Genomic DNA, 18,395 nt, shown 5'->3' with positions numbered 1-18,395 from the left:
AGTAACAGGTGAATTTCGTGAGCCAGCCTACGCCAGCCGTGCGTACCTTCCAAGACTTGATCCTCGCCCTCCAGCAGTACTGGGCCGAGCAAGGTTGTGTGGTACTTCAGCCCTACGATATGGAAGTAGGCGCCGGCACTTTCCACACCGCTACATTCCTGCGGGCCATCGGCCCGGAAACCTGGAACGCCGCTTATGTGCAGCCCAGTCGTCGCCCGACTGACGGCCGCTACGGCGAAAACCCCAACCGCCTGCAGCACTACTATCAGTTCCAGGTGGTGTTGAAGCCCAATCCGGAGAACTTCCAGGAGCTGTACCTGGGTTCCCTGAAGCACGTGGGCCTGGACCCGCTGGTGCACGACATCCGCTTCGTCGAGGACAACTGGGAGTCGCCGACCCTGGGCGCCTGGGGCCTGGGCTGGGAAGTCTGGCTCAACGGCATGGAAGTGACTCAGTTCACCTACTTCCAGCAGGCCGGTGGCATCGAGTGCTACCCGGTGACCGGCGAGATCACCTACGGCCTGGAACGCCTGGCCATGTACCTGCAGGGCGTGGACTCGGTGTACGACCTGGTGTGGGCCGACGGCCCGTTCGGCAAGGTCACCTATGGCGATGTGTTCCACCAGAACGAAGTGGAGCAGTCGACCTACAACTTCGAACACGCCAACGTCGAGAAGCTGTTCGAACTGTTCGATTTCTACGAAAGCGAAGCCAAGCGCCTGATCGAGCTGGATCAGCCGCTGCCGCTGCCGAGCTATGAAATGGTCCTCAAGGCCTCGCACACCTTCAACCTGCTGGATGCACGCCGGGCGATCTCGGTGACTGCGCGCCAGCAGTACATCCTGCGTGTGCGCACCCTGGCGCGTTCCGTGGCGCAAGCCTACCTGCTGGCCCGGGCCAAGCTGGGCTTCCCCATGGCAACCCCGGACCTGCGTGATGAAGTGTTGGCTAAGTTGGAGGCGGCACAATGAGTGCGCAAGATTTTCTGGTTGAACTGGGCACTGAAGAACTGCCACCCAAAGCCCTGAACACCCTGGCCGAAGCCTTCCTGGCCGGCATCGAGAAAGGCCTGCAGAGCGCCGGCCTGAGCTTTCAGGCCAAGCACGTGTACGCCGCGCCACGGCGCCTGGCGGTACTGATCACCCAGCTGGCCACCCAGCAGCCGGATCGCAGCATCAACCTCGACGGCCCGCCACGCCAGGCGGCGTTCGACGCTGAAGGCAACCCGACCCAGGCAGCCCTGGGCTTTGCCAAGAAGTGCGGCGTCGAACTCAGCGAGATCGATCAGAGCGGTCCGAAACTGCGCTACAGCCAGAGCATCAAGGGCAAGCCGACCGCCAGCCTGCTGCCGACCATCGTCGAAGACTCGCTGAACGACCTGCCGATTCCCAAGCGCATGCGCTGGGCCGCGCGCAAGGAAGAGTTCGTGCGTCCGACCCAATGGCTGGTGATGCTGCTGGGCGACGACGTCATCGACTGCACCATCCTGGCCCAGAAGGCCGGCCGCGATTCCCGTGGCCACCGCTTCCATCACCCGCAAAGCGTGCGCATCACCTCGCCGGCCAACTACCTGGCCGACCTGCGTGCCGCCTACGTGCTGGCCGATGCCAACGAGCGTCGCGAGCTGATCAGCAAGCGCACCGCCGAGCTGGCCACCCTGCAGGAAGGCACGGCGATCGTCCCGGCGGACCTGCTGGACGAAGTGAACGCCCTGGTGGAATGGCCGGTGCCGCTGGTGTGCTCGTTCGAGGAGCGTTTCCTTGAAGTGCCCCAGGAAGCCCTGATCACCACCATGCAGGACAACCAGAAGTACTTCTGCCTGCTGGACGTCGACGGCAAGTTGCTGCCGCGCTTCATTACCGTGGCCAACATCGAGAGCAAGGACCCGCGCCAGATCATCGAGGGCAACGAGAAAGTCGTGCGCCCACGCCTGACCGACGCCGAGTTCTTCTTCAAGCAGGACAAGAAGCAGAAGCTCGAAGACTTCAACCTGCGCCTGCAGAACGTGGTCTTCCAGGAAAAACTCGGCAGCGTCTACGACAAGGCCGAGCGGGTGTCCAAGCTGGCGGCCTTCATTGCCCCGCGCATCGGCGGCGACGCCCAGCGCGCGGCCCGTGCCGGCCTGCTGTCCAAGTGCGACCTGGCCACCGAAATGGTCGGCGAGTTCCCGGAGATGCAAGGCATCGCCGGCTACTACTACGCCCTCAATGACGGTGAGCCGGAAGACGTGGCCCTGGCCCTGAACGAGCAGTACATGCCTCGTGGCGCCGGCGCCGAGCTGCCAAGCACCGTGACCGGTGCCGCCGTGGCCATCGCCGACAAGCTGGACACCCTGGTGGGGATCTTCGGCATCGGCATGCTGCCCACCGGCAGCAAGGACCCCTACGCCCTGCGTCGCGCGGCCCTGGGCGTGCTGCGGATCCTGATCGAGAAGAAGTTCGATCTCGACCTGAACGACGCCGTGGCCTTCGCCGTCAGCGCCTTCGGCAGCAAGGTCAAGGCCGCCGGCCTGGCCGACCAGGTGCTGGAGTTCATCTTCGACCGTCTGCGTGCCCGCTACGAAGACGAAGGCGTGGATGTGGCCACCTACCTGTCGGTACGTGCCCTGAAGCCAGGCTCGGCCCTGGACTTCGACCAGCGCGTGCAAGCCGTGCAGGCCTTCCGCAAGTTGCCGGAAGCCGCCGCCCTGGCCGCGGTGAACAAGCGCGTGTCGAACCTGCTGAGCAAGGTCGAAGGCAATGTGCCAACCACCGTCGAAGCCAAGTACTTCGACAACGCCAACGAGTTCTCCCTGTACTCGGCGATCCAGCAGGCGGACCAGGCCGTACAGCCGATGGCCGCAGCACGTCAGTACAGCGAGACCCTGGCCCGCCTGGCCGCCCTGCGCGAGCCGGTGGACGCCTTCTTCGAGGCGGTGATGGTCAATGCCGAGGACGCCAAGGTGCGGGCCAACCGCTATGCGCTGCTGGCGCGTCTGCGGGGCCTGTTCCTGGGTGTGGCGGATATTTCGGTGCTGAGCTGATCAGGTAAGGAAAGGCTGTGAAACTGCTGATACTCGACCGGGACGGCGTGATCAATCACGACTCCGACGCCTACATCAAATCGGTGCAGGAGTGGATTCCAATCCCCGGCTCGATCGAAGCCATTGCGCAGTTGAGCAAGGCCGGCTGGACGGTGGCAGTCGCCACCAACCAGTCCGGCATCGCTCGCGGCTACTACGATCTGGCCACCCTCGATGCCATGCACGCGCGCCTGCGCGAGCTGGTGGCGGAGCAGGGCGGCGAGGTCGGGCTGATCGTCTATTGTCCCCATGGCCCCGACGAAGGGTGCGCCTGCCGCAAACCGAAACCGGGCATGCTGCAAACCATTGCCGAGCATTACCAGGCAGAACTGACAGGTCTATGGTTTGTCGGTGACAGTCTCGGTGACCTGGAGGCCGCAAAAGCCGTCGACTCTCAGCCAGTATTGGTAAAGACCGGGAAAGGCGAAAAGACTCTGGGGAAAACCCTGCCGGTTGGCACCTTGATTTTTGACGACCTGGCGGCCGTTGCCGCTGAACTTATCCACAATTAGGCCCCTTCTGGCATCCTGACCAAGGACTGTTCGGGAGAGCGCTTTTTAACAGGCGGGCATGCCCGCAATGGTAAATGCCGCTATGTCGATCCTGCAGGCCATCAGAACCTTCTTCTTTTACCTGCTGTTGGGCACCAGTTCCTTGCTGTGGTGCTCCCTGAGCTTTTTTATCGCGCCGTTCCTGCCATTCAAGGCGCGCTATCGCTTTATAAACGTCTACTGGTGTCGCTGCGCGCTGTGGCTGACCAAGGTATTTCTGAACATTCGCGTAGAAGTGCAGGGCGCTGAAAACGTCCCGGAGCGGCCCTGCGTGATCGTCTCCAATCACCAGAGCACCTGGGAGACCTTCTTCCTCTCGGCCTATTTCGAGCCTTTGAGCCAGGTCCTCAAGCGTGAGTTGCTGTATGTGCCGTTCTTCGGCTGGGCCATGGCCATGCTGCGCCCCATCGCCATCGACCGCGACAACCCCAAGGCCGCGCTCAAGCAGGTGGCGAGCAAGGGCGACGAACTGCTCAAGGACAATGTCTGGGTGCTGATCTTTCCGGAAGGCACCCGCGTCCCCTACGGCACCATTGGCAAGTTCTCCCGCAGTGGCAGCGCCCTGGCGGTGAACGCCGACCTGCCGGTGCTGCCGGTGGCCCACAACGCCGGCAAGTTCTGGCCGAAGACCGGCTGGGCCAAGCGCGCGGGCACCATCACCGTGACCATTGGCGCACCGATGTACGCCGAAGGCAGCGGGCCGCGCGCCATCGCCGAGCTCAATGACCGGGTGGCGGCCTGGAATGAACAGGCCCAGCGGGATATGGGCTCATTGCCACCATTGGCCACTTCCACGGATAAGGTTGCTGTATGAGCTTCTGTGGATAACCTGTGTACGACTTTTCTCACAGCGGCGGAAATCCACCTATAAATCACTGATTTATATGTATATTTCCCAAGCTAATAAAATGTGGAAAAACGTGCATAAGTTTTTCAGACACAAAAAAACCGGCCTCGCTGCCGGTTTTTTTTCGCCCGTTCAATCCCAATGGCTTCAGTCCTGCAACAAAGGCAGCTCAAGGATGAAACAGGAGCCCTGGCCGACCTCGCTGCGACAGCTGATCCGCCCCTGGTGCCGGTCCACCACCGCCTTGACCATGGCCAGCCCCAGGCCCAGGCCATCGATGCCCTGGGCCGAGGCAAAGCGCTGGTACTGGCCGAACAGCTGGGGCAGGTCCGCCGCGGCAATCCCCTGGCCCTGATCGGCGATCTCGCAGCGCAGCCATCCCTCGGCACAGCTCACCGCAACATGAACCGTGGAGCCCTGCGGGCTGTACTTGATGGCGTTCTCCAGCAGATTGAACAGGGCCCGGGTCAGCAGCGACTGGTCCGCGAGGATCATGCCTTCATTGTCTTCATCCAGGTCATGCAGCAGGCGGATCTGCTTCAGCTGGGCCAGGGTGGTGGCCTGGTCGAAGGCATCCAGCACCAACATGGCGAACATGCTCGGTGCGAACTGATAGGCCTCCGACTCGGCCTTGGCCAATTGCACGAAAGCCTCGGTCAGCTCCAGGGCCCGGCGCACCTGCTGCTCGATCTGGTTGTAGACCTGCCCGGGCGGCGAGGGCTGGCGGCTTTGCACATCCAGCAGCGCGAGGATCGCCGAGTGAGGCGCGCGCAGATCGTGGGACAGAAAGCGCAGCAGCACGCCACGCTGCTGCTCGGCGTCCCGCTCGACGCTGAGGTCGGTAAGGCTCAATAACCAACCGATGGCGTTGTCACTGTCCACCGGCAGCAGGGGCGCCAGTTCCATGCGCAGGCTGCGCCGCCGGACGTCGCGAAACTCCAGGGCCGGCAACTGTCCCAGGCTCGGGACAGGGGCCCCGTCCGTCAGGCCCGGGTAACCCAGGGCGGCCAACTGCGCAATCAAGGGCTGCCCCACCAGGGAGTGGGCGAACACGTCCCGGGCATTGCGGTTGGCCAGCAGAATCTTGCCGTCCGGATCACTGATCAGGGTCGCCACCGGCAGGTACTCCAGGCCATCGGCGATAAAGCGCCGGGTATCCCGGGTCCGGCTCAGGGCCTGTTCCAGGGCAACGATCTGCCCTTGCAGCACATCACCGGCGGGGGTCTGGCTACGACGGCGCTCCGGCAATACCTTGGGCTCGCTGTCCAGGCGCTCCAGCTCCCAGCCGAAGTAGGCCAGGATCACGCTCAGCCGCCGCCAGTTCCAGATCAGGTACGCCAGCAGCATGCCCAGCAGGCTGGCCACCGGCGACCACCAGTAGCCCAGGCGCAGCATCAGCACCGATCCCAAGAGCGCCAGGCCCATGCAACCCAGGGTTATCCACAAGGCGTGACGCGGCCGCCAGAGCAACAACCCGAGCAAGGCGGCGGTCAGGGCCATGGACAACAGCATCCCCGACCACTGGCCCAGGTCGACGATGCTGCGGTGCTGCAAAAGCCCATTGAGCAGGTTGGCCTGGATCTCCACCCCCGGCGTGGTGCCCTGGCTGCCGGATTGCGGGGTGACATAACGGTCGCCCAGCCCCGGGGCGGTGGAACCGACCAGGATCAGCCGATCACGCAGCAACTCGGCGGGCACCTCGCCACGCAGCACGCTGACATAGGGCACGCTGGGAAAGCCCGCCGCCTTGTCGATAAAGGCAATACGTACCGGGTTGGCTCGCAGCCAGCCCCGGGCCACCTGCGGAGTCTCCGGGCCCGGCATCAGCGGCGACAGCGGATCGGCTTCGGTGAGCTGGTAGAGCAACCAGGTAAGCTGCGCCCGCGGCGCCTGCTGCGGACCTTCGCGCAGGTAGACGCTGCGCACGGTACCGTCGGCATCCGCTTGCGCGTTGATATGCCCCAGGCCCCGGGCGCAGTGACGCAGCACCGGCACCGGAGGGATTTCCTCCAGGTCCTGGCCATAGCGAGCGACCCCCTCGCGCAGCACCGGCAGGAACACCGTGCCGGCGCGGCACAGGGCGGCGGCCAACCGGGTGTCGTTTTCCACAGAGCTGCCGGGCTCGCTGAGGATCACATCGAACAGCACGCCTTTGACCTTGGCGTCCGTCAGCCGGTCCAGCAACTGTCCATGCATCGTCCGGGGCCAGGGCCAGCGTCCCAGTTGCTGCAGGCTGTAGTCGTCGATGGTCACCAACAGAATGCGCGGATCGACCGGCAGCGGGGTAAAGCGTCGCAGGTTGTCATAGAACAGGTTGTTCAACGCCAGGCCCTGGCTCAGGGACAGCAAGGCCGTCAGGGGCAGCAGTATCAGGCCAACCCACAGCCATTCACGTACCAGGCGGCGAAACAGACGCTGGGCCTGGGTCGGTTCACGGCCGTTGGCCCTCTGCTTCCAGAAACTCATCGACGGCCCGCCGACGGCTTATTGAACACGAGTGGTCCTGGGGTAGTAGAAGATGTCATAGACCCCGGTTTCTCCTTCCAGGCCATGCTCGTCGAACGCCGAGAGCCGTACATGATAGAAAAACGCCTTCAGGCCAGTGAAGTTCACTTCCGGGGTGCTGGAGAACTGTTCCTGCTTGATGTTGAGGAAATCCTTGTCGGTGGCCACCTGAGCCCGATAGCGACGGGCCCCTGGCAACGGTTGCAGGATCAGTTGCCAGACGGGCAGGGCGCCGGTTTGCCCGGCCTGTCCCAGCAGCCGAGGCGCAGCCAGCAGCTCCACCGGCTTGAGCTCGCCCTGCTTCTGAATGCGCAATCCCTGGCGCGCCATGACCTGGACCTCCCCCGGCAGCGGGCCGGCAGGTTTATCCACAACATGCTTGCCGGAGCGCCGAGCAGTCTTGCTCGGCGGCTGCTCGTCGCGGCTCACCGCCACCTGGCCGTTGAGCACTTCCACCAGGGATTGCTGATCGTCATTGCGCACTCGGAAGTGAGTCCCCCGCACCCCCAACACGCCTACGGGGGTCACGATCTGGAAACGGTCGTGGTCGCTGTTGCGCTTGATCACATAGGATTCGATCTGGCCCTGTTCCAGGACCACCTGAGGAATGCTGTATTGCGTGTTCAGTTGCAGGGTGACCTGGGAACTGGAGGGCAGTACCACGCGCGAACCGTCCCCGAGGGACAGGCTGACGAAAGCCGATGGCGAGGTTTTCACCCCTTCTTTCTCATCGATGCTCATGCCTTCCTCCAGGGCCACCTCGCGGCCCTTGGCGTCCAGTTTCCAGGCATCGCCCGTCAGGTGCTCGACGGTAGCCGGCAAGGGCTGGCCTCGGCATTGCTGGTTGTCATCCAGGTAGGGAAGGCGTTGCGGGGCAGCCTGCAAGGCGCAGGATGGCAGGATCAGCCCCGCTAGCAGCACTGCGGCGCACGCCACCTGCAACCGGCCAACGGACGGAGAAGGGCAGAGGTCATTCATGAATATGCTTTGAGCCTTTGGGAAAACCACGGCGAAATCCTACGCACCATACCTGAGGCAGCGCATGGGCAGAAAGCCGGGTGCTGCAGGGCATCGCCCAGGCAGAGGGGGCGAATCGGCACCGGGAGGGAAGAGCACAGCAAGCAAAGAAAGTGACACGTCCCTGTGTCGGAACCGGGGCGACAGGTCGCCCGGCCCAAAGTCCTGAGGAGGCACTCCCTGTATTCCCCTTCAACGACGCACGCAAGCGCGCGTTGTGCCGCCAGCCTGGCGGTTGACACTCCCTGTGTCGGAGCACTTCCAGGTGCCCCCGTGTGCCACTCAGCGAGAGCCAATGTAGCGCCGCGGGAGCGGTCGGGGCGGTTTTGCAATATTTGTTCAGAATCATCGCCTCGCCCTCTAAAAGACCCAGCGGGGTGCCGGTGACTGCCAATCCGCGGGCAGGGCTGTCCGGTCCAGTAGCGGTTCGGCATCCAGGGTCTGGCTGGTTTCATGGCGGGCGGGCGAGGCCGCCGTCGAGTAAGCCTCGACCTTGGCGGCCTCACAGCAGGAGGCGGACGACGACGGCAACCCGCTGGCACTGATCCCCAGATAAGCCGCCAGCATCAAGCTGACCAGGCGCAGCGGATCATCGCCGTTGAACATTCTGACCAGCGCGACCTGGCCTTTGCTGAACATGTTCCCCATGGTTCTTTTCCTTGCTTGAGCGAGCCGGTATCGTGCTGCTGCGATAGCCCCCCAGGCACCCGTGCTCCAGGTGCCTTACCGGCTATTTGATATCAGCGTACCGAGGGAGCAGGGGCTCAAGAGCAAATCGCCATAATTGTTCAGAATCAGGCAAGACACCTAAACTTCCCCCAGCCTGAAGCCGCTTGGATCTCTGCCTCAGGGGCTCTTCGAACCATAAGGAACTGCCTGGCATGCGTGTCGCGATACTGGATGACGAACCCGCAGAACTGGCACGGGTGGAACAGACACTGCGAGAAATTCGCGGCCCCGGTGAAGCCGCCTGGACCCTGCATCGCTTCGAACGGGGCGAAGACCTGCTACGTCAGCTCCGGCGGGAAACCTTCGACCTGCTGATACTCGACTGGCAACTGCCGGACCTCAGCGGTCTGTCGTTGCTGCGCTGGACTCGGGAACACATGGATGCCCCTCCGGCCGCCATCATGCTCACCAGCCGCGACGCCGAGAGCGATATTGTCCAGGCCCTGAACACCGGCGCCGATGACTACTTGAGCAAACCGTTTCGTCCCAACGAACTCAAGGCCCGGGTCAATGCGGTGCTGCGCCGCCACGGTTTGCAGCGCAACGGCAGCGAAGAGCGCCAGAGCTTCAACGACCTGACCTTCGACGATGCCGAACTGACCGTGACCCGCGCCGGGGCCCCCATCAGCCTGACCGAGCGCGAATACCGCCTGGCCCGCTGCCTGTTCGCCAACCTGGGCCGGCCGCTGTCTCGGGAGTACCTGTACGAAAGGTTCTGGACCCATGAGGAAATCGCTTCCTCACGGCCCCTGGACACCCACATCTACCGCTTGCGCAACAAGCTGGGGCTGACCGCGGATCGCGGTTGGCAGCTGCTGACCATCTACGGCTATGGCTACCGGCTGGAAAGCGTCGCGTCGCCCGACCAGCAGGGCCACTGACCGCTGGCCGTCAAAAGCGGCTGGATATCACTCCGGGTCCTGCCAGACATCTTCATAGCCGGCGCGGTCGATGATGAAACGCATCCCGCTCGGCAGATACAGGTAATCGATCACCTCCGGCAACAGCTCCAGCAGATGCTCGGTGCACAGAGGCTGGTAGAAATCCACGGCGGTGGAATGTTCGCCGCAGTGGATAAACCAACTGATCGTGCCATTCTCCGGCAACTCGACCCGGGTGCCATAGATGGGCGACTGCGCCAGGGAACCGGTGGCCAGTGCAATCATCGGCTCCGGCGCCTGGGGAGCGAGGTCGTAGCGCTCACAGACAAGCTGCTGTCTTTCGTTCATTGGTCCAGCCACCAATCGAGCAAGGGCTCGTCATCGGTGTCATCGAGGTTCTTGTAGATGTTGGCGTAGTACCACTCGATGCCCGTGGTCTCGCGGAAACGGTTGAAGAACGGGGCGATGTTGTCCATGCCGTTTCGCGCCGGCACCGACAAGGTCAGATTGCCCTTGTAGCGCCCGTCGAGCATGCCGCCCAGTTCGGACGCCACATCCGCCGCCAGGGCAGTAATGTCGTCCTCGGGGATGTAATCCGCATAAATATGAATGCAGAAGTTGCCGCCGCGCTTGAGCACCACGGCGGGGGCCTGTGGGTCCTTGATCGAGATAATGTCGCCCTTGGCCAGGTTCAGCGTCAGCCCCGGTGAGTAGAGAATCTCGTAGCTGTCGTCATCGATCCGCCGCACATGCAGCGGCTCATAGACCGGGCCACGGTCGTTTTGCCCCGCGACAACGCGAATCGATATTTCCTGGTTTTCATCATCCATAACGCATTCCCGAGCGATTGCTGTTTTTACCAAGGGTGAAGGGAACCGAGCCGGGCTCAGCCGCGTAGCGGGGTCAACTGCTCGATGAACACGTCTCGAAGCGCTTGTTCGATGGCCGGGTCGTCCTGCAGTTCAGGTGCCAGCAACAGCACCAGCCGATCCAGGCCCGCACACCAGGTGACGGGGCTGGCCATGCTGAAAATGATGCGGTCCTGGCTGAAACAATTGGCAGGCCATTCGACCGTCATGCTTGAACCTCAAGTGAAGCCAGCGATAAGCACTCGCTCATGCGCGCGGGTTCAATGGCCCCATGCTGTAAACAGGCATCTTCATAAGCGATATGTTGGTCGTCGGTGATGGAAGACAGGTAGTGGTCGATGGCGCAAAAACTGACCTCGGGCGCGATGTCCACGGTGAACAGCGACAGGCCCCGGGTAAGTATGCACCGGGCGCCAAGGCTGCGCAGGTGCTGCACAATGCTCGAGCGCTCCGACTCGCGCTCGGCAAAAACCCGCAGCGTCGAGTGCCCGGATTGCCGCACCACGCCAGTCGCGATCAACTCGTGGGCATCGGCGCGAGTCAGCACCCAGTCCCCCTTGCTCACGCCGTAGAGATAGCAGGGCGTGTTATCCAACTCATAGACACCTGCACCCCGTTGAATGCCCCACAGCGATTCATACTCCACCGGTGGGTAACCGTCGGCGTCGACGGTGAGCTTGAAAATGATCTTGTGAAACTGTGCTGTCGAGTTATCCATTGCATCTCACAGAGTCGCCACCATGGGCCTCACACACTGTCCGTAAAAGAGGTTTTCCTCGAAGGAAATTATGACCTCTGCGCGGCCCGGCATGACCAGGACCGTATTCTCATCGGACGGATAGAAAAAGTCGTCCCAGCCTTTTATAAAAATATCCCTGGGCAGCCCAGCGATAAGACTGGGCACGGGGATAAACCGCTCCCATAGCATCTGCGACGCCGCCTGCTCAAACAGCACAACTCGCTGTTTGTCGTCAGTACTCAGACCACAATCTGCGGCATTGAAACGCCAGGCGATGGGGAAGCGTGCTTCATCGAACAGGTGGCTGCTTGTACCTGCCAAGGTCAACGTCCCTATTGTCCAGTTAGCCTTCCACTTCCCAGGCCAGATCAGGATCAGCCGAGCCATAGGCCGAGAAATAATCCAGGGCCTTTCTCGCTCGCTCTTTAGCCACACACTGATAGCGAGGGTAACTGCCGGACTGGCCGCCCGCGACCAATTCAACCCACTGATCATCAGGAGTGTCTGCGCTGAGCAGGGTCTGCAACGACTGGTCGACGTCCTGGGCGATAAAGACCACATACTGATCGGCCGCACCGCCCCCGATATGCATCAGGGTCTGGTCACTGAAGAAAAAAACCGTCGAGCTGAAAGCCTTTCCGTCCAGGCGGTTGAACGCGGACAACACCTGCATCGAGTCGGGGTTCAACCACTCATGGGTGTGACAACGATTACCGGCATATTCATCTTCAATGATTTTCTTGAGCATTTGCCATGACTGCCTTGTCCGGATAAAAACGCAAATCGTTATGGATGAGGGATTGAACAATCTGCCAATAAAAAAGGCCAACGCAAGCGTTGGCCTTTTTATTGTCAGCTGTGTCGCTGGATCAGAAGTCCAGGTTGGACACCGCCAGGGCGTTGCTTTCGATGAAGTCGCGACGAGGCTCGACCGCATCACCCATCAGGGTGTTGAAGATCTGGTCGGCGCCGATGGCGTCTTCGATGGTCACCTTGAGCATGCGGCGCATGCTTGGGTCCATGGTGGTTTCCCACAGCTGGTCAGGGTTCATCTCGCCCAGACCTTTGTATCGCTGGATGGTGTGGCGCTTGGTGCTTTCCGCCATCAGCCAGTCCAGGGCTTCCTTGAACTCGGTGACGGCTTTCTTGCGTTCGCCGCGCTGAACATACGCGCCTTCGTCCAGCAGGGTGCTCAGTTGAGCGCCGAGGGAGACGACGGTCTTGTAGTCGTTGCTGCCAAAGAAGTCGCGGTTGAAGGTGACATAGTTGGACAGGCCATGGGAGATCAGCTCGACCTCTGGCAGCCAGACATTACGTTCACGGTCTTCCCTCAGGCTGGCCTTGTAGACCAGGCCGGACTTCTCGGACGTGCGCAGACGGGCGTCGTACTTGGCCAGCCAATCCTGCATGGCGGCGTGGTCGGACAGTTGCTCCATGGTCACGGCCGGCAGGTAGATGAAGTGCTCGGTCAGCTCCTGCGGGTACAGGCGCGACAGGCGCTTGAGGGTCTTCATCACCATGCGGAAGTCGTTGACCAGGCGCTCCAGCGCCTCGCCGGAGATCCCCGGAGCTTCGTCGTTCAGGTGCAGGCTGGCATCTTCCAGAGCCGACTGGGTCATGTAGTCTTCCATGGCGTCGTCGTCTTTGATGTATTGCTCTTGCTTGCCTTTCTTGACCTTGTACAGCGGCGGCTGGGCGATATAGATGTAGCCGCGCTCGATCAGCTCCGGCAACTGACGGAAGAAGAAGGTCAGCAGCAGGGTACGGATGTGCGAACCGTCGACGTCAGCATCGGTCATGATGATGATGTTGTGATAACGCAGCTTGTCGATGTTGTACTCTTCGCGGCCGATGCCGCAGCCCAGCGCGGTGATCAGGGTGCCCACCTCTTGCGAGGAGATCATCTTGTCGAAGCGTGCCTTCTCGACGTTGAGGATCTTGCCCTTGAGCGGCAGGATCGCCTGGGTCTTGCGGTTGCGTCCCTGCTTGGCGGAACCGCCAGCAGAGTCACCTTCCACCAGGTAGAGTTCGGACAGGGCCGGGTCTTTTTCCTGGCAGTCCGCCAATTTGCCCGGCAGGCCGGCGATATCCAGCGCGCCTTTGCGGCGGGTCATTTCACGGGCTTTACGCGCCGCTTCACGAGCACGGGCAGCGTCGATCATCTTGCCCACCACCAACTTGGCTTCGTTGGGGTTTTCCAGCAGGAAGTCGGAGAAGTACTTGCCCATTTCCTGTTCGACCGCGGTCTTCACTTCGGAAGACACCAGCTTGTCCTTGGTCTGGGAGCTGAACTTCGGATCCGGCACCTTCACCGAGATGATTGCGGTCAGGCCTTCACGTGCGTCGTCACCGGTGGTGGCGACCTTGTGTTTCTTGGCCAGGCCTTCCTGCTCGATGTAGTTGTTCAGGTTACGGGTCAGGGCCGAACGGAAGCCCACCAGGTGGGTGCCGCCGTCGCGCTGAGGAATGTTGTTGGTGAAGCACAACAGGTTCTCGTTGAAGCTGTCGTTCCACTGCAGGGCGATTTCCACGCCGATGCCGTCTTCACGCTGGATGTTGAAGTGGAACACCTGGTTGACCGCAGTCTTGTTGGTGTTCAGGTATTCAACGAAGGCACGCAGGCCGCCTTCGTACTTGAACAGTTCTTCCTTGCCGCTGCGCTCGTCCTTGAGGACGATGCCGACACCGGAGTTGAGGAAGGACAGTTCACGAATCCGCTTGGCCAGGACGTCCCAGCTGAAGTGGATGTTCTTGAAGGTTTCAGCCGAAGGCTTGAAGTGGATCTGGGTACCGGTGGTTTCGCTGTCGCCAACGATCTTCATCCGCTCTTGCGGAACACCGTGGACGTAAGTCTGTTCCCAGATCTTGCCGCTGCGGCGCACGGTGAGGATCAGCTCTTCGGACAGAGCGTTCACTACCGATACACCCACGCCGTGCAGGCCGCCGGAAACCTTGTAGGAGTTGTCGTCGAACTTACCGCCGGCGTGAAGCACGGTCATGATGACCTCGGCCGCCGAGACGCCTTCTTCTTTGTGCACATCCACCGGGATGCCGCGACCGTTGTCGCGAACGGTTATGGATTCGTCCGGGTGGATGATGATGCTGATGTCGTCGCAATGACCGGCCAGCGCTTCGTCGATGGAGTTATCGACCACCTCGAACACCATGTGGTGCAGACCGCTGCCGTCATCGGTGTCGCCAATGTACATACCGGGACGTTTGCGTACGGCATCCAAACCTTTCAGCACCTTGATGCTGGTCGAGTCGTACGTATTTTCTTCGCTCATGCCTTCACTCCCGATGGTCGTGGGTCTGGGTGATACGGCCTTGTTCCACGTGGAACAAAGCGACTGGCGTTTCCGTCTGCCAGCCTTCCCTCAATAATTCGTGGTCTACACAGGTGATGAACACCTGGCAGCGTAAGTCTTCCAACAAGCGACAAAGTGCGCGGCGGTGCTGCTCGTCCAGCTCGGACGGCAAGTCATCCACCAGATAAATACACTGACCGCGACGGGCCTGGCTCACCAGGTGCCCCTGGGCAATGCGCAAGGCACAGACCACCAACTTCTGCTGGCCACGGGACAAGATGTCCGCGGCGTTGTGTCCGCCTAAGCGCAGACGCAAATCAGCACGTTGTGGACCGGCCTGGGTATGACCCATTTGCTGATCACGGTGCAGGGCGGTCGCGAGCACTTCACTGAGCTCTCGGTCCTTGTCCCAACCACGGTAATAGCTAAGCGTCAGGCCCTCGAGCTGCAGCAGCTCGCCCAAGGTCCGCTCAAAGACTGGTTTCAAGGCTTTGATGTAAGCGCGGCGGTATTCATCGATTTCAGCGCTGGCCTGACACAGTTCCCGGTCCCAGGCCGCTTGCGAAGCGGCGTCAAGTGTACCATGCCGCAGCCATGAGTTCCGCTGCCGCAGGGCCTTCTGCAGGCGCTGCCAGGTGGACATGAAGCGCGGTTCCACATGGAACACTCCCCAGTCCAGGAACTGCCGGCGGATCTTGGGGGCGCCTTCCAGCAGGCGAAAGCTGTCCGGGTTGATCAACTGCAGCGGCAGGATTTCCGCCAGCTGAGCGGCGCTGCGGGCATTCTGCCCGTCGATGCGGATCTGGAACTCCCCCTGGCGATCCCGGGATATTCCCAGGTTGCTGTGTCCGCCCTGGGCCAACTCCACCTGGCCAAACACGGTGCAGGCCAGTTGCTCGTACTGGATCACCGGTAACAGGCGGGCGCTGCGGAACGAGCGGGCAAGCCCCAGCAGGTGGATGGCTTCCAGCACGCTGGTCTTGCCACTGCCGTTGGCGCCGTAGAGAAGGTTGATGCGAGGAGAGGGGGAGAAGGTCACCGGGTGCAGATTGCGCACCGCGGTGACCGAGACGCGACTGAGGGACATCTAGCTTCTGCTGAGCATGATTACAGGCGCATCGGCATGACAACGTAAGCCGAGTCGTCGTTGTCGGATTCCTGCACCAGCGCACTGCTGTTGGAATCGGACAGGATCAGGCGAACCTGTTCGGTGGTCATCACGCCCAGTACGTCCAACAGGTAGCTGACGTTGAAGCCGATTTCCAGCGAGCCGCCGTTGTATTCCACGCCCACTTCTTCTTCCGCTTCTTCCTGCTCCGGGTTGTTGGCCTGGATCTTCAGCTGACCATTGGCCAGTTGCAGACGGATGCCGCGGTACTTCTCGTTGGACAGGATCGCGGTGCGGCTGAAGGCTTCACGCAGGGCCTGACGGTCGCCCAATACCAGCTTGTCACCGCCTTTTGGCAGCACGCGCTCGTAGTCCGGGAACTTGCCGTCCACCAGTTTGGAAGTGAAGGTGAACTCGCCGGTGGTGGCGCGGATATGGTGCTGGCCCAGGACGATGCTGACGTTGCCGTCCGGCTCGGTGAGCAGGCGTGCCAGTTCCAGGATACCTTTGCGCGGCACGATCACCTGGTGACGATCGGGCTGACCGATATCCGCCTGCATCGAGCACATGGCCAGACGGTGACCGTCGGTGGCCACGGCGCGAATGATCCCGGCAGACACTTCCAGCAACATGCCGTTGAGGTAGTAGCGCACGTCCTGCTGGGCCATGGCGAAGCTGGTGCGCTCGATCAGGCGACGCAGCTTGCTCTGTTCCAGCTGGCAGGTCAGCGAGCCCGGGCCTTCTTCCACAGTCGGGAAGTCGTTGGCCGGCAGGGTCGACAGGGTGAAGCGGCTACGCCCGGCCTTCACCACCAGCTTCTGCTCGTCGACCTTGATGTCGATCAGGGCGTCGTTGGGCAGGCTCTTGCAGATGTCCATCAGCTTGCGCGCGGGAACGGTGATTTCCCCCGGTTCGGCCGGCTCTTCAAGTTGCACACGACCGACCAGCTCGACTTCCAGGTCGGTACCGGTCAGCGACAGTTGCTGGCCTTCGACAACCAGCAGCACGTTGGAAAGCACCGGCAAGGTCTGACGACGTTCGACGACGCCGGCGACCAGTTGCAGGGGTTTCAACAGGGCTTCGCGTTGAATGGTGAAATGCATGGTCTAGTCCCTTGCCTTAATAAGCTGCGTTGGAGTCATCAAGTGGTCAGAGTACGCAGCAGGTTCTTGTAGTCCTCGCGGATGTCCGCGTCGGATTCCTTAAGTTCATTGATCTTGCGGCAGGCGTGCAGCACCGTGGTGTGGTCGCGGCCGCCGAACACATCGCCGATTTCCGGCAGGCTGTGGTTGGTCAGTTCCTTGGACAGGGCCATGGCCACCTGACGCGGGCGGGCCACCGAACGCGAACGTCGCTTGGACAGCAGATCGGAAATCTTGATCTTGTAGTACTCGGCGACGGTGCGCTGGATGTTATCCACAGACACCAGCTTGTCCTGCAGGGCCAACAGGTCCTTCAGGGATTCGCGAATCAGCTCGATGGTGATGTCGCGGCCCATGAAGTGCGAGTGGGCAATGACCCGCTTGAGCGCGCCTTCCAGTTCACGGACGTTGGAGCGGATCCGCTGGGCAATGAAGAACGCCGCATCGTGGGGCAGTTCGACCTTGGCCTGGTCGGCCTTCTTCATCAGGATCGCGACCCGGGTTTCCAGTTCCGGCGGCTCGACCGCCACCGTCAGGCCCCAGCCGAAGCGGGACTTGAGGCGCTCTTCCAGGCCCTCGATCTCCTTCGGATAACGGTCGCTGGTGAGGATCACCTGCTGGCCGCCTTCGAGGAGGGCGTTGAAGGTGTGGAAAAACTCTTCCTGGGAACGCTCCTTGCGGGCGAAGAACTGAATGTCATCGATCAGCAGCGCATCGACCGAACGGTAGAAGCGCTTGAATTCGTTGATGGCATTGAGCTGCAACGCCTTGACCATGTCCGCCACGAAGCGCTCGGAATGCAGGTACACGACCTTGGCATTCGGGTTCTTCTTCAACAGGTGGTTACCCACAGCGTGCATCAAGTGGGTCTTACCCAAACCGACGCCGCCATACAGGAACAACGGGTTGTAGCCATGCTTGGGGTTGTCTGCCACCTGCCAGGCCGCCGCGCGGGCCAGCTGGTTGGACTTGCCCTCGACGAAGTTCTCGAAGGTGAAGGTGCGGTTCAGGTAACTGGTGTGCTTGAGCGCACCTTCCACCTGGACGGTACGTTGCTCGGCGCGTACCGGTGCCTGCTGCGAGCTGGCGCCCGCCATCGGGTCGAAGCTGTCACGAGAGGGTTCTTCGCTGACCTCGGCACTCTTCTGCGCCGCGGCTTTCTTGGCCGGAGCGGAAGTGGGTGCCGGAGTGGGCGCAGGAGCCGCCGGGGTGGCATTGGCCGCTGCCGCTTGCAGCGCTTGCGAGGCAGCGGCGGCCAGTGGCGCATTAGGTGCAGCGCGAGGCGCCGAACTGCGTTTGCTGCCTATTAATAAGGAAAGAACCGGCGCACTGCCGTTGCCGTGTTCATCCAGCAGCTCGAGCACCCGCCCCAGGTACTTTTCGTTGACCCAATCGAGAACAAAACGATTCGGTGCGTAAACACGCAACTCGTCGCCTTCGGCTTCGACCTGTAGCGGACGGATCCAAGTGTTGAATTGCTGGGCAGGCAGCTCATCACGCAGAAGCTCCACGCACTGCTGCCAAAGTTCCACTGACACGGATATCCCCTAAGTTGAAAGCCGGTGAGGCAAAAACAAGCGGCCATTGTAGCGATCAGCCGCCCACTTATCCACATGTAGCGTGCCCTCAGGACACTAA

The 18,395-nt window shown here is 61.6% G+C and carries 18 protein-coding genes; 5 read left to right on the top strand and 13 right to left on the bottom strand.

The genetic code is table 11. From position 1 onward, the window contains the following. Window positions 1-17 precede the first annotated feature (17 nt). From glyQ to POS17_RS00075, 4 genes are all read left to right on the top strand, one after another. Window positions 18-971 carry a glycine--tRNA ligase subunit alpha gene (gene glyQ / locus POS17_RS00090; RefSeq protein WP_003177094.1) on the top strand — a complete coding sequence of 318 codons (954 nt, stop codon included), beginning with the start codon at window positions 18-20 and terminating at the stop codon, window positions 969-971. Further along, a complete protein-coding gene (gene glyS, locus POS17_RS00085) occupies window positions 968-3,022 on the top strand; it encodes a glycine--tRNA ligase subunit beta (RefSeq protein WP_060836822.1) in 2,055 nt (684 codons plus the stop codon). The genes glyQ and glyS overlap by 4 nt, the downstream gene beginning before the upstream one ends. A 17-nt stretch (window positions 3,023-3,039) precedes the next feature. Then, entirely contained in the window at window positions 3,040-3,573 is a 534-nt protein-coding gene (gene gmhB, locus POS17_RS00080; RefSeq protein WP_060836821.1) for a D-glycero-beta-D-manno-heptose 1,7-bisphosphate 7-phosphatase, read from the top strand. Window positions 3,574-3,655: 82 nt separating this feature from the next. Further along, window positions 3,656-4,426, top strand: a complete 771-nt coding sequence (locus POS17_RS00075) for a lysophospholipid acyltransferase family protein (RefSeq protein WP_060836820.1) — start codon at window positions 3,656-3,658, stop codon at window positions 4,424-4,426. Between the two features lie 180 nt (window positions 4,427-4,606). On the opposite strand, the gene POS17_RS00070 is transcribed toward POS17_RS00075, so the two are convergent. The 3 genes from POS17_RS00070 to POS17_RS00060 form a co-directional block, all read right to left on the bottom strand. Beyond that, on the bottom strand, window positions 4,607-6,925 hold the full coding sequence (locus tag POS17_RS00070; RefSeq protein WP_060836819.1) for a CHASE2 domain-containing protein: 2,319 nt from the start codon (window positions 6,923-6,925) through the stop codon (window positions 4,607-4,609). A gap of 18 nt (window positions 6,926-6,943) precedes the next feature. Continuing rightward, window positions 6,944-7,942, bottom strand: coding sequence for a FecR family protein (locus POS17_RS00065; RefSeq protein WP_060836818.1), 999 nt, complete (start codon window positions 7,940-7,942; stop codon window positions 6,944-6,946). A 399-nt stretch (window positions 7,943-8,341) separates the two neighbouring features. After that, window positions 8,342-8,629, bottom strand: a complete 288-nt coding sequence (locus POS17_RS00060; protein WP_060836817.1) for a hypothetical protein — start codon at window positions 8,627-8,629, stop codon at window positions 8,342-8,344. A 233-nt stretch (window positions 8,630-8,862) separates the two neighbouring features. On the opposite strand from POS17_RS00060, the gene POS17_RS00055 reads away from it, so the two are divergent. Next, the gene (locus POS17_RS00055) at window positions 8,863-9,591 is read left to right on the top strand and encodes a response regulator transcription factor (protein ID WP_060836816.1); all 729 of its coding nucleotides are present in this window, start codon (window positions 8,863-8,865) and stop codon (window positions 9,589-9,591) included. 27 nt (window positions 9,592-9,618) lie between these two features. Here the strand turns inward: POS17_RS00055 and POS17_RS00050 are convergent, their stop codons facing one another. The 10 genes from POS17_RS00050 to dnaA form a co-directional block, all read right to left on the bottom strand. Beyond that, window positions 9,619-9,939 (bottom strand): immunity protein Imm33 domain-containing protein, encoded by a 321-nt coding sequence (locus tag POS17_RS00050; RefSeq protein ID WP_173655877.1) that lies wholly within the window; start codon window positions 9,937-9,939, stop codon window positions 9,619-9,621. Then, window positions 9,936-10,421 carry a DUF4265 domain-containing protein gene (locus POS17_RS00045; RefSeq protein WP_060836814.1) on the bottom strand — a complete coding sequence of 162 codons (486 nt, stop codon included), beginning with the start codon at window positions 10,419-10,421 and terminating at the stop codon, window positions 9,936-9,938. The genes POS17_RS00050 and POS17_RS00045 overlap by 4 nt, the downstream gene beginning before the upstream one ends. Window positions 10,422-10,477: 56 nt before the next feature. Continuing rightward, window positions 10,478-10,669, bottom strand: a complete 192-nt coding sequence (locus POS17_RS00040; protein WP_060836813.1) for a hypothetical protein — start codon at window positions 10,667-10,669, stop codon at window positions 10,478-10,480. Then, entirely contained in the window at window positions 10,666-11,178 is a 513-nt protein-coding gene (locus POS17_RS00035; protein WP_060836812.1) for a DUF4265 domain-containing protein, read from the bottom strand. Before POS17_RS00035 ends, POS17_RS00040 begins: the two co-directional genes overlap by 4 nt. A 6-nt stretch (window positions 11,179-11,184) precedes the next feature. Continuing rightward, complete coding sequence (locus tag POS17_RS00030; protein ID WP_148654937.1) at window positions 11,185-11,520, bottom strand: hypothetical protein; 336 nt, start codon at window positions 11,518-11,520, stop codon at window positions 11,185-11,187. A gap of 22 nt (window positions 11,521-11,542) precedes the next feature. After that, entirely contained in the window at window positions 11,543-11,947 is a 405-nt protein-coding gene (locus POS17_RS00025) for an Imm1 family immunity protein (RefSeq protein WP_060836810.1), read from the bottom strand. 121 nt (window positions 11,948-12,068) lie between these two features. Further along, on the bottom strand, window positions 12,069-14,486 hold the full coding sequence (gene gyrB, locus POS17_RS00020) for a DNA topoisomerase (ATP-hydrolyzing) subunit B (protein ID WP_060836809.1): 2,418 nt from the start codon (window positions 14,484-14,486) through the stop codon (window positions 12,069-12,071). A 4-nt stretch (window positions 14,487-14,490) separates the two neighbouring features. Next, the gene (gene recF / locus POS17_RS00015) at window positions 14,491-15,594 is read right to left on the bottom strand and encodes a DNA replication/repair protein RecF (RefSeq protein ID WP_060836808.1); all 1,104 of its coding nucleotides are present in this window, start codon (window positions 15,592-15,594) and stop codon (window positions 14,491-14,493) included. Between the two features lie 20 nt (window positions 15,595-15,614). Next, window positions 15,615-16,718, bottom strand: coding sequence for a DNA polymerase III subunit beta (gene dnaN, locus POS17_RS00010; RefSeq protein WP_009046209.1), 1,104 nt, complete (start codon window positions 16,716-16,718; stop codon window positions 15,615-15,617). A 38-nt stretch (window positions 16,719-16,756) separates the two neighbouring features. Further along, window positions 16,757-18,295: a chromosomal replication initiator protein DnaA gene (gene dnaA / locus POS17_RS00005; RefSeq protein ID WP_060836807.1), complete on the bottom strand. Its 1,539-nt coding sequence runs from the start codon at window positions 18,293-18,295 to the stop codon at window positions 16,757-16,759. Window positions 18,296-18,395 lie beyond the last annotated feature (100 nt).

This window comes from Pseudomonas sp. Os17 (assembly GCF_001547895.1).
GTDB lineage: Bacteria > Pseudomonadota > Gammaproteobacteria > Pseudomonadales > Pseudomonadaceae > Aquipseudomonas.
The sequence above is the reverse complement of the archived record's forward strand: the minus strand, read 5'-3'. Positions and strand labels throughout refer to the sequence as shown.

Bases quoted from the DNA above. Each gene is read 5' to 3' on its own strand.
- glyS (WP_060836822.1), top strand. From the start codon at position 968: ATGAGTGCGCAAGATTTTCTGGTTGAACTGGGCACTGAAGAACTGCCA.
- POS17_RS00075 (WP_060836820.1), top strand. From the start codon at position 3,656: ATGTCGATCCTGCAGGCCATCAGAACCTTCTTCTTTTACCTGCTGTTG.
- POS17_RS00070 (WP_060836819.1), bottom strand. From the start codon at position 6,925: ATGAGTTTCTGGAAGCAGAGGGCCAACGGCCGTGAACCGACCCAGGCC.
- POS17_RS00065 (WP_060836818.1), bottom strand. From the start codon at position 7,942: ATGAATGACCTCTGCCCTTCTCCGTCCGTTGGCCGGTTGCAGGTGGCG.
- POS17_RS00060 (WP_060836817.1), bottom strand. From the start codon at position 8,629: ATGGGGAACATGTTCAGCAAAGGCCAGGTCGCGCTGGTCAGAATGTTC.
- POS17_RS00055 (WP_060836816.1), top strand. From the start codon at position 8,863: ATGCGTGTCGCGATACTGGATGACGAACCCGCAGAACTGGCACGGGTG.
- POS17_RS00050 (WP_173655877.1), bottom strand. From the start codon at position 9,939: ATGAACGAAAGACAGCAGCTTGTCTGTGAGCGCTACGACCTCGCTCCC.
- POS17_RS00045 (WP_060836814.1), bottom strand. From the start codon at position 10,421: ATGGATGATGAAAACCAGGAAATATCGATTCGCGTTGTCGCGGGGCAA.
- POS17_RS00040 (WP_060836813.1), bottom strand. From the start codon at position 10,669: ATGACGGTCGAATGGCCTGCCAATTGTTTCAGCCAGGACCGCATCATT.
- POS17_RS00035 (WP_060836812.1), bottom strand. From the start codon at position 11,178: ATGGATAACTCGACAGCACAGTTTCACAAGATCATTTTCAAGCTCACC.
- POS17_RS00025 (WP_060836810.1), bottom strand. From the start codon at position 11,947: ATGCTCAAGAAAATCATTGAAGATGAATATGCCGGTAATCGTTGTCAC.
- gyrB (WP_060836809.1), bottom strand. From the start codon at position 14,486: ATGAGCGAAGAAAATACGTACGACTCGACCAGCATCAAGGTGCTGAAA.
- recF (WP_060836808.1), bottom strand. From the start codon at position 15,594: ATGTCCCTCAGTCGCGTCTCGGTCACCGCGGTGCGCAATCTGCACCCG.
- dnaN (WP_009046209.1), bottom strand. From the start codon at position 16,718: ATGCATTTCACCATTCAACGCGAAGCCCTGTTGAAACCCCTGCAACTG.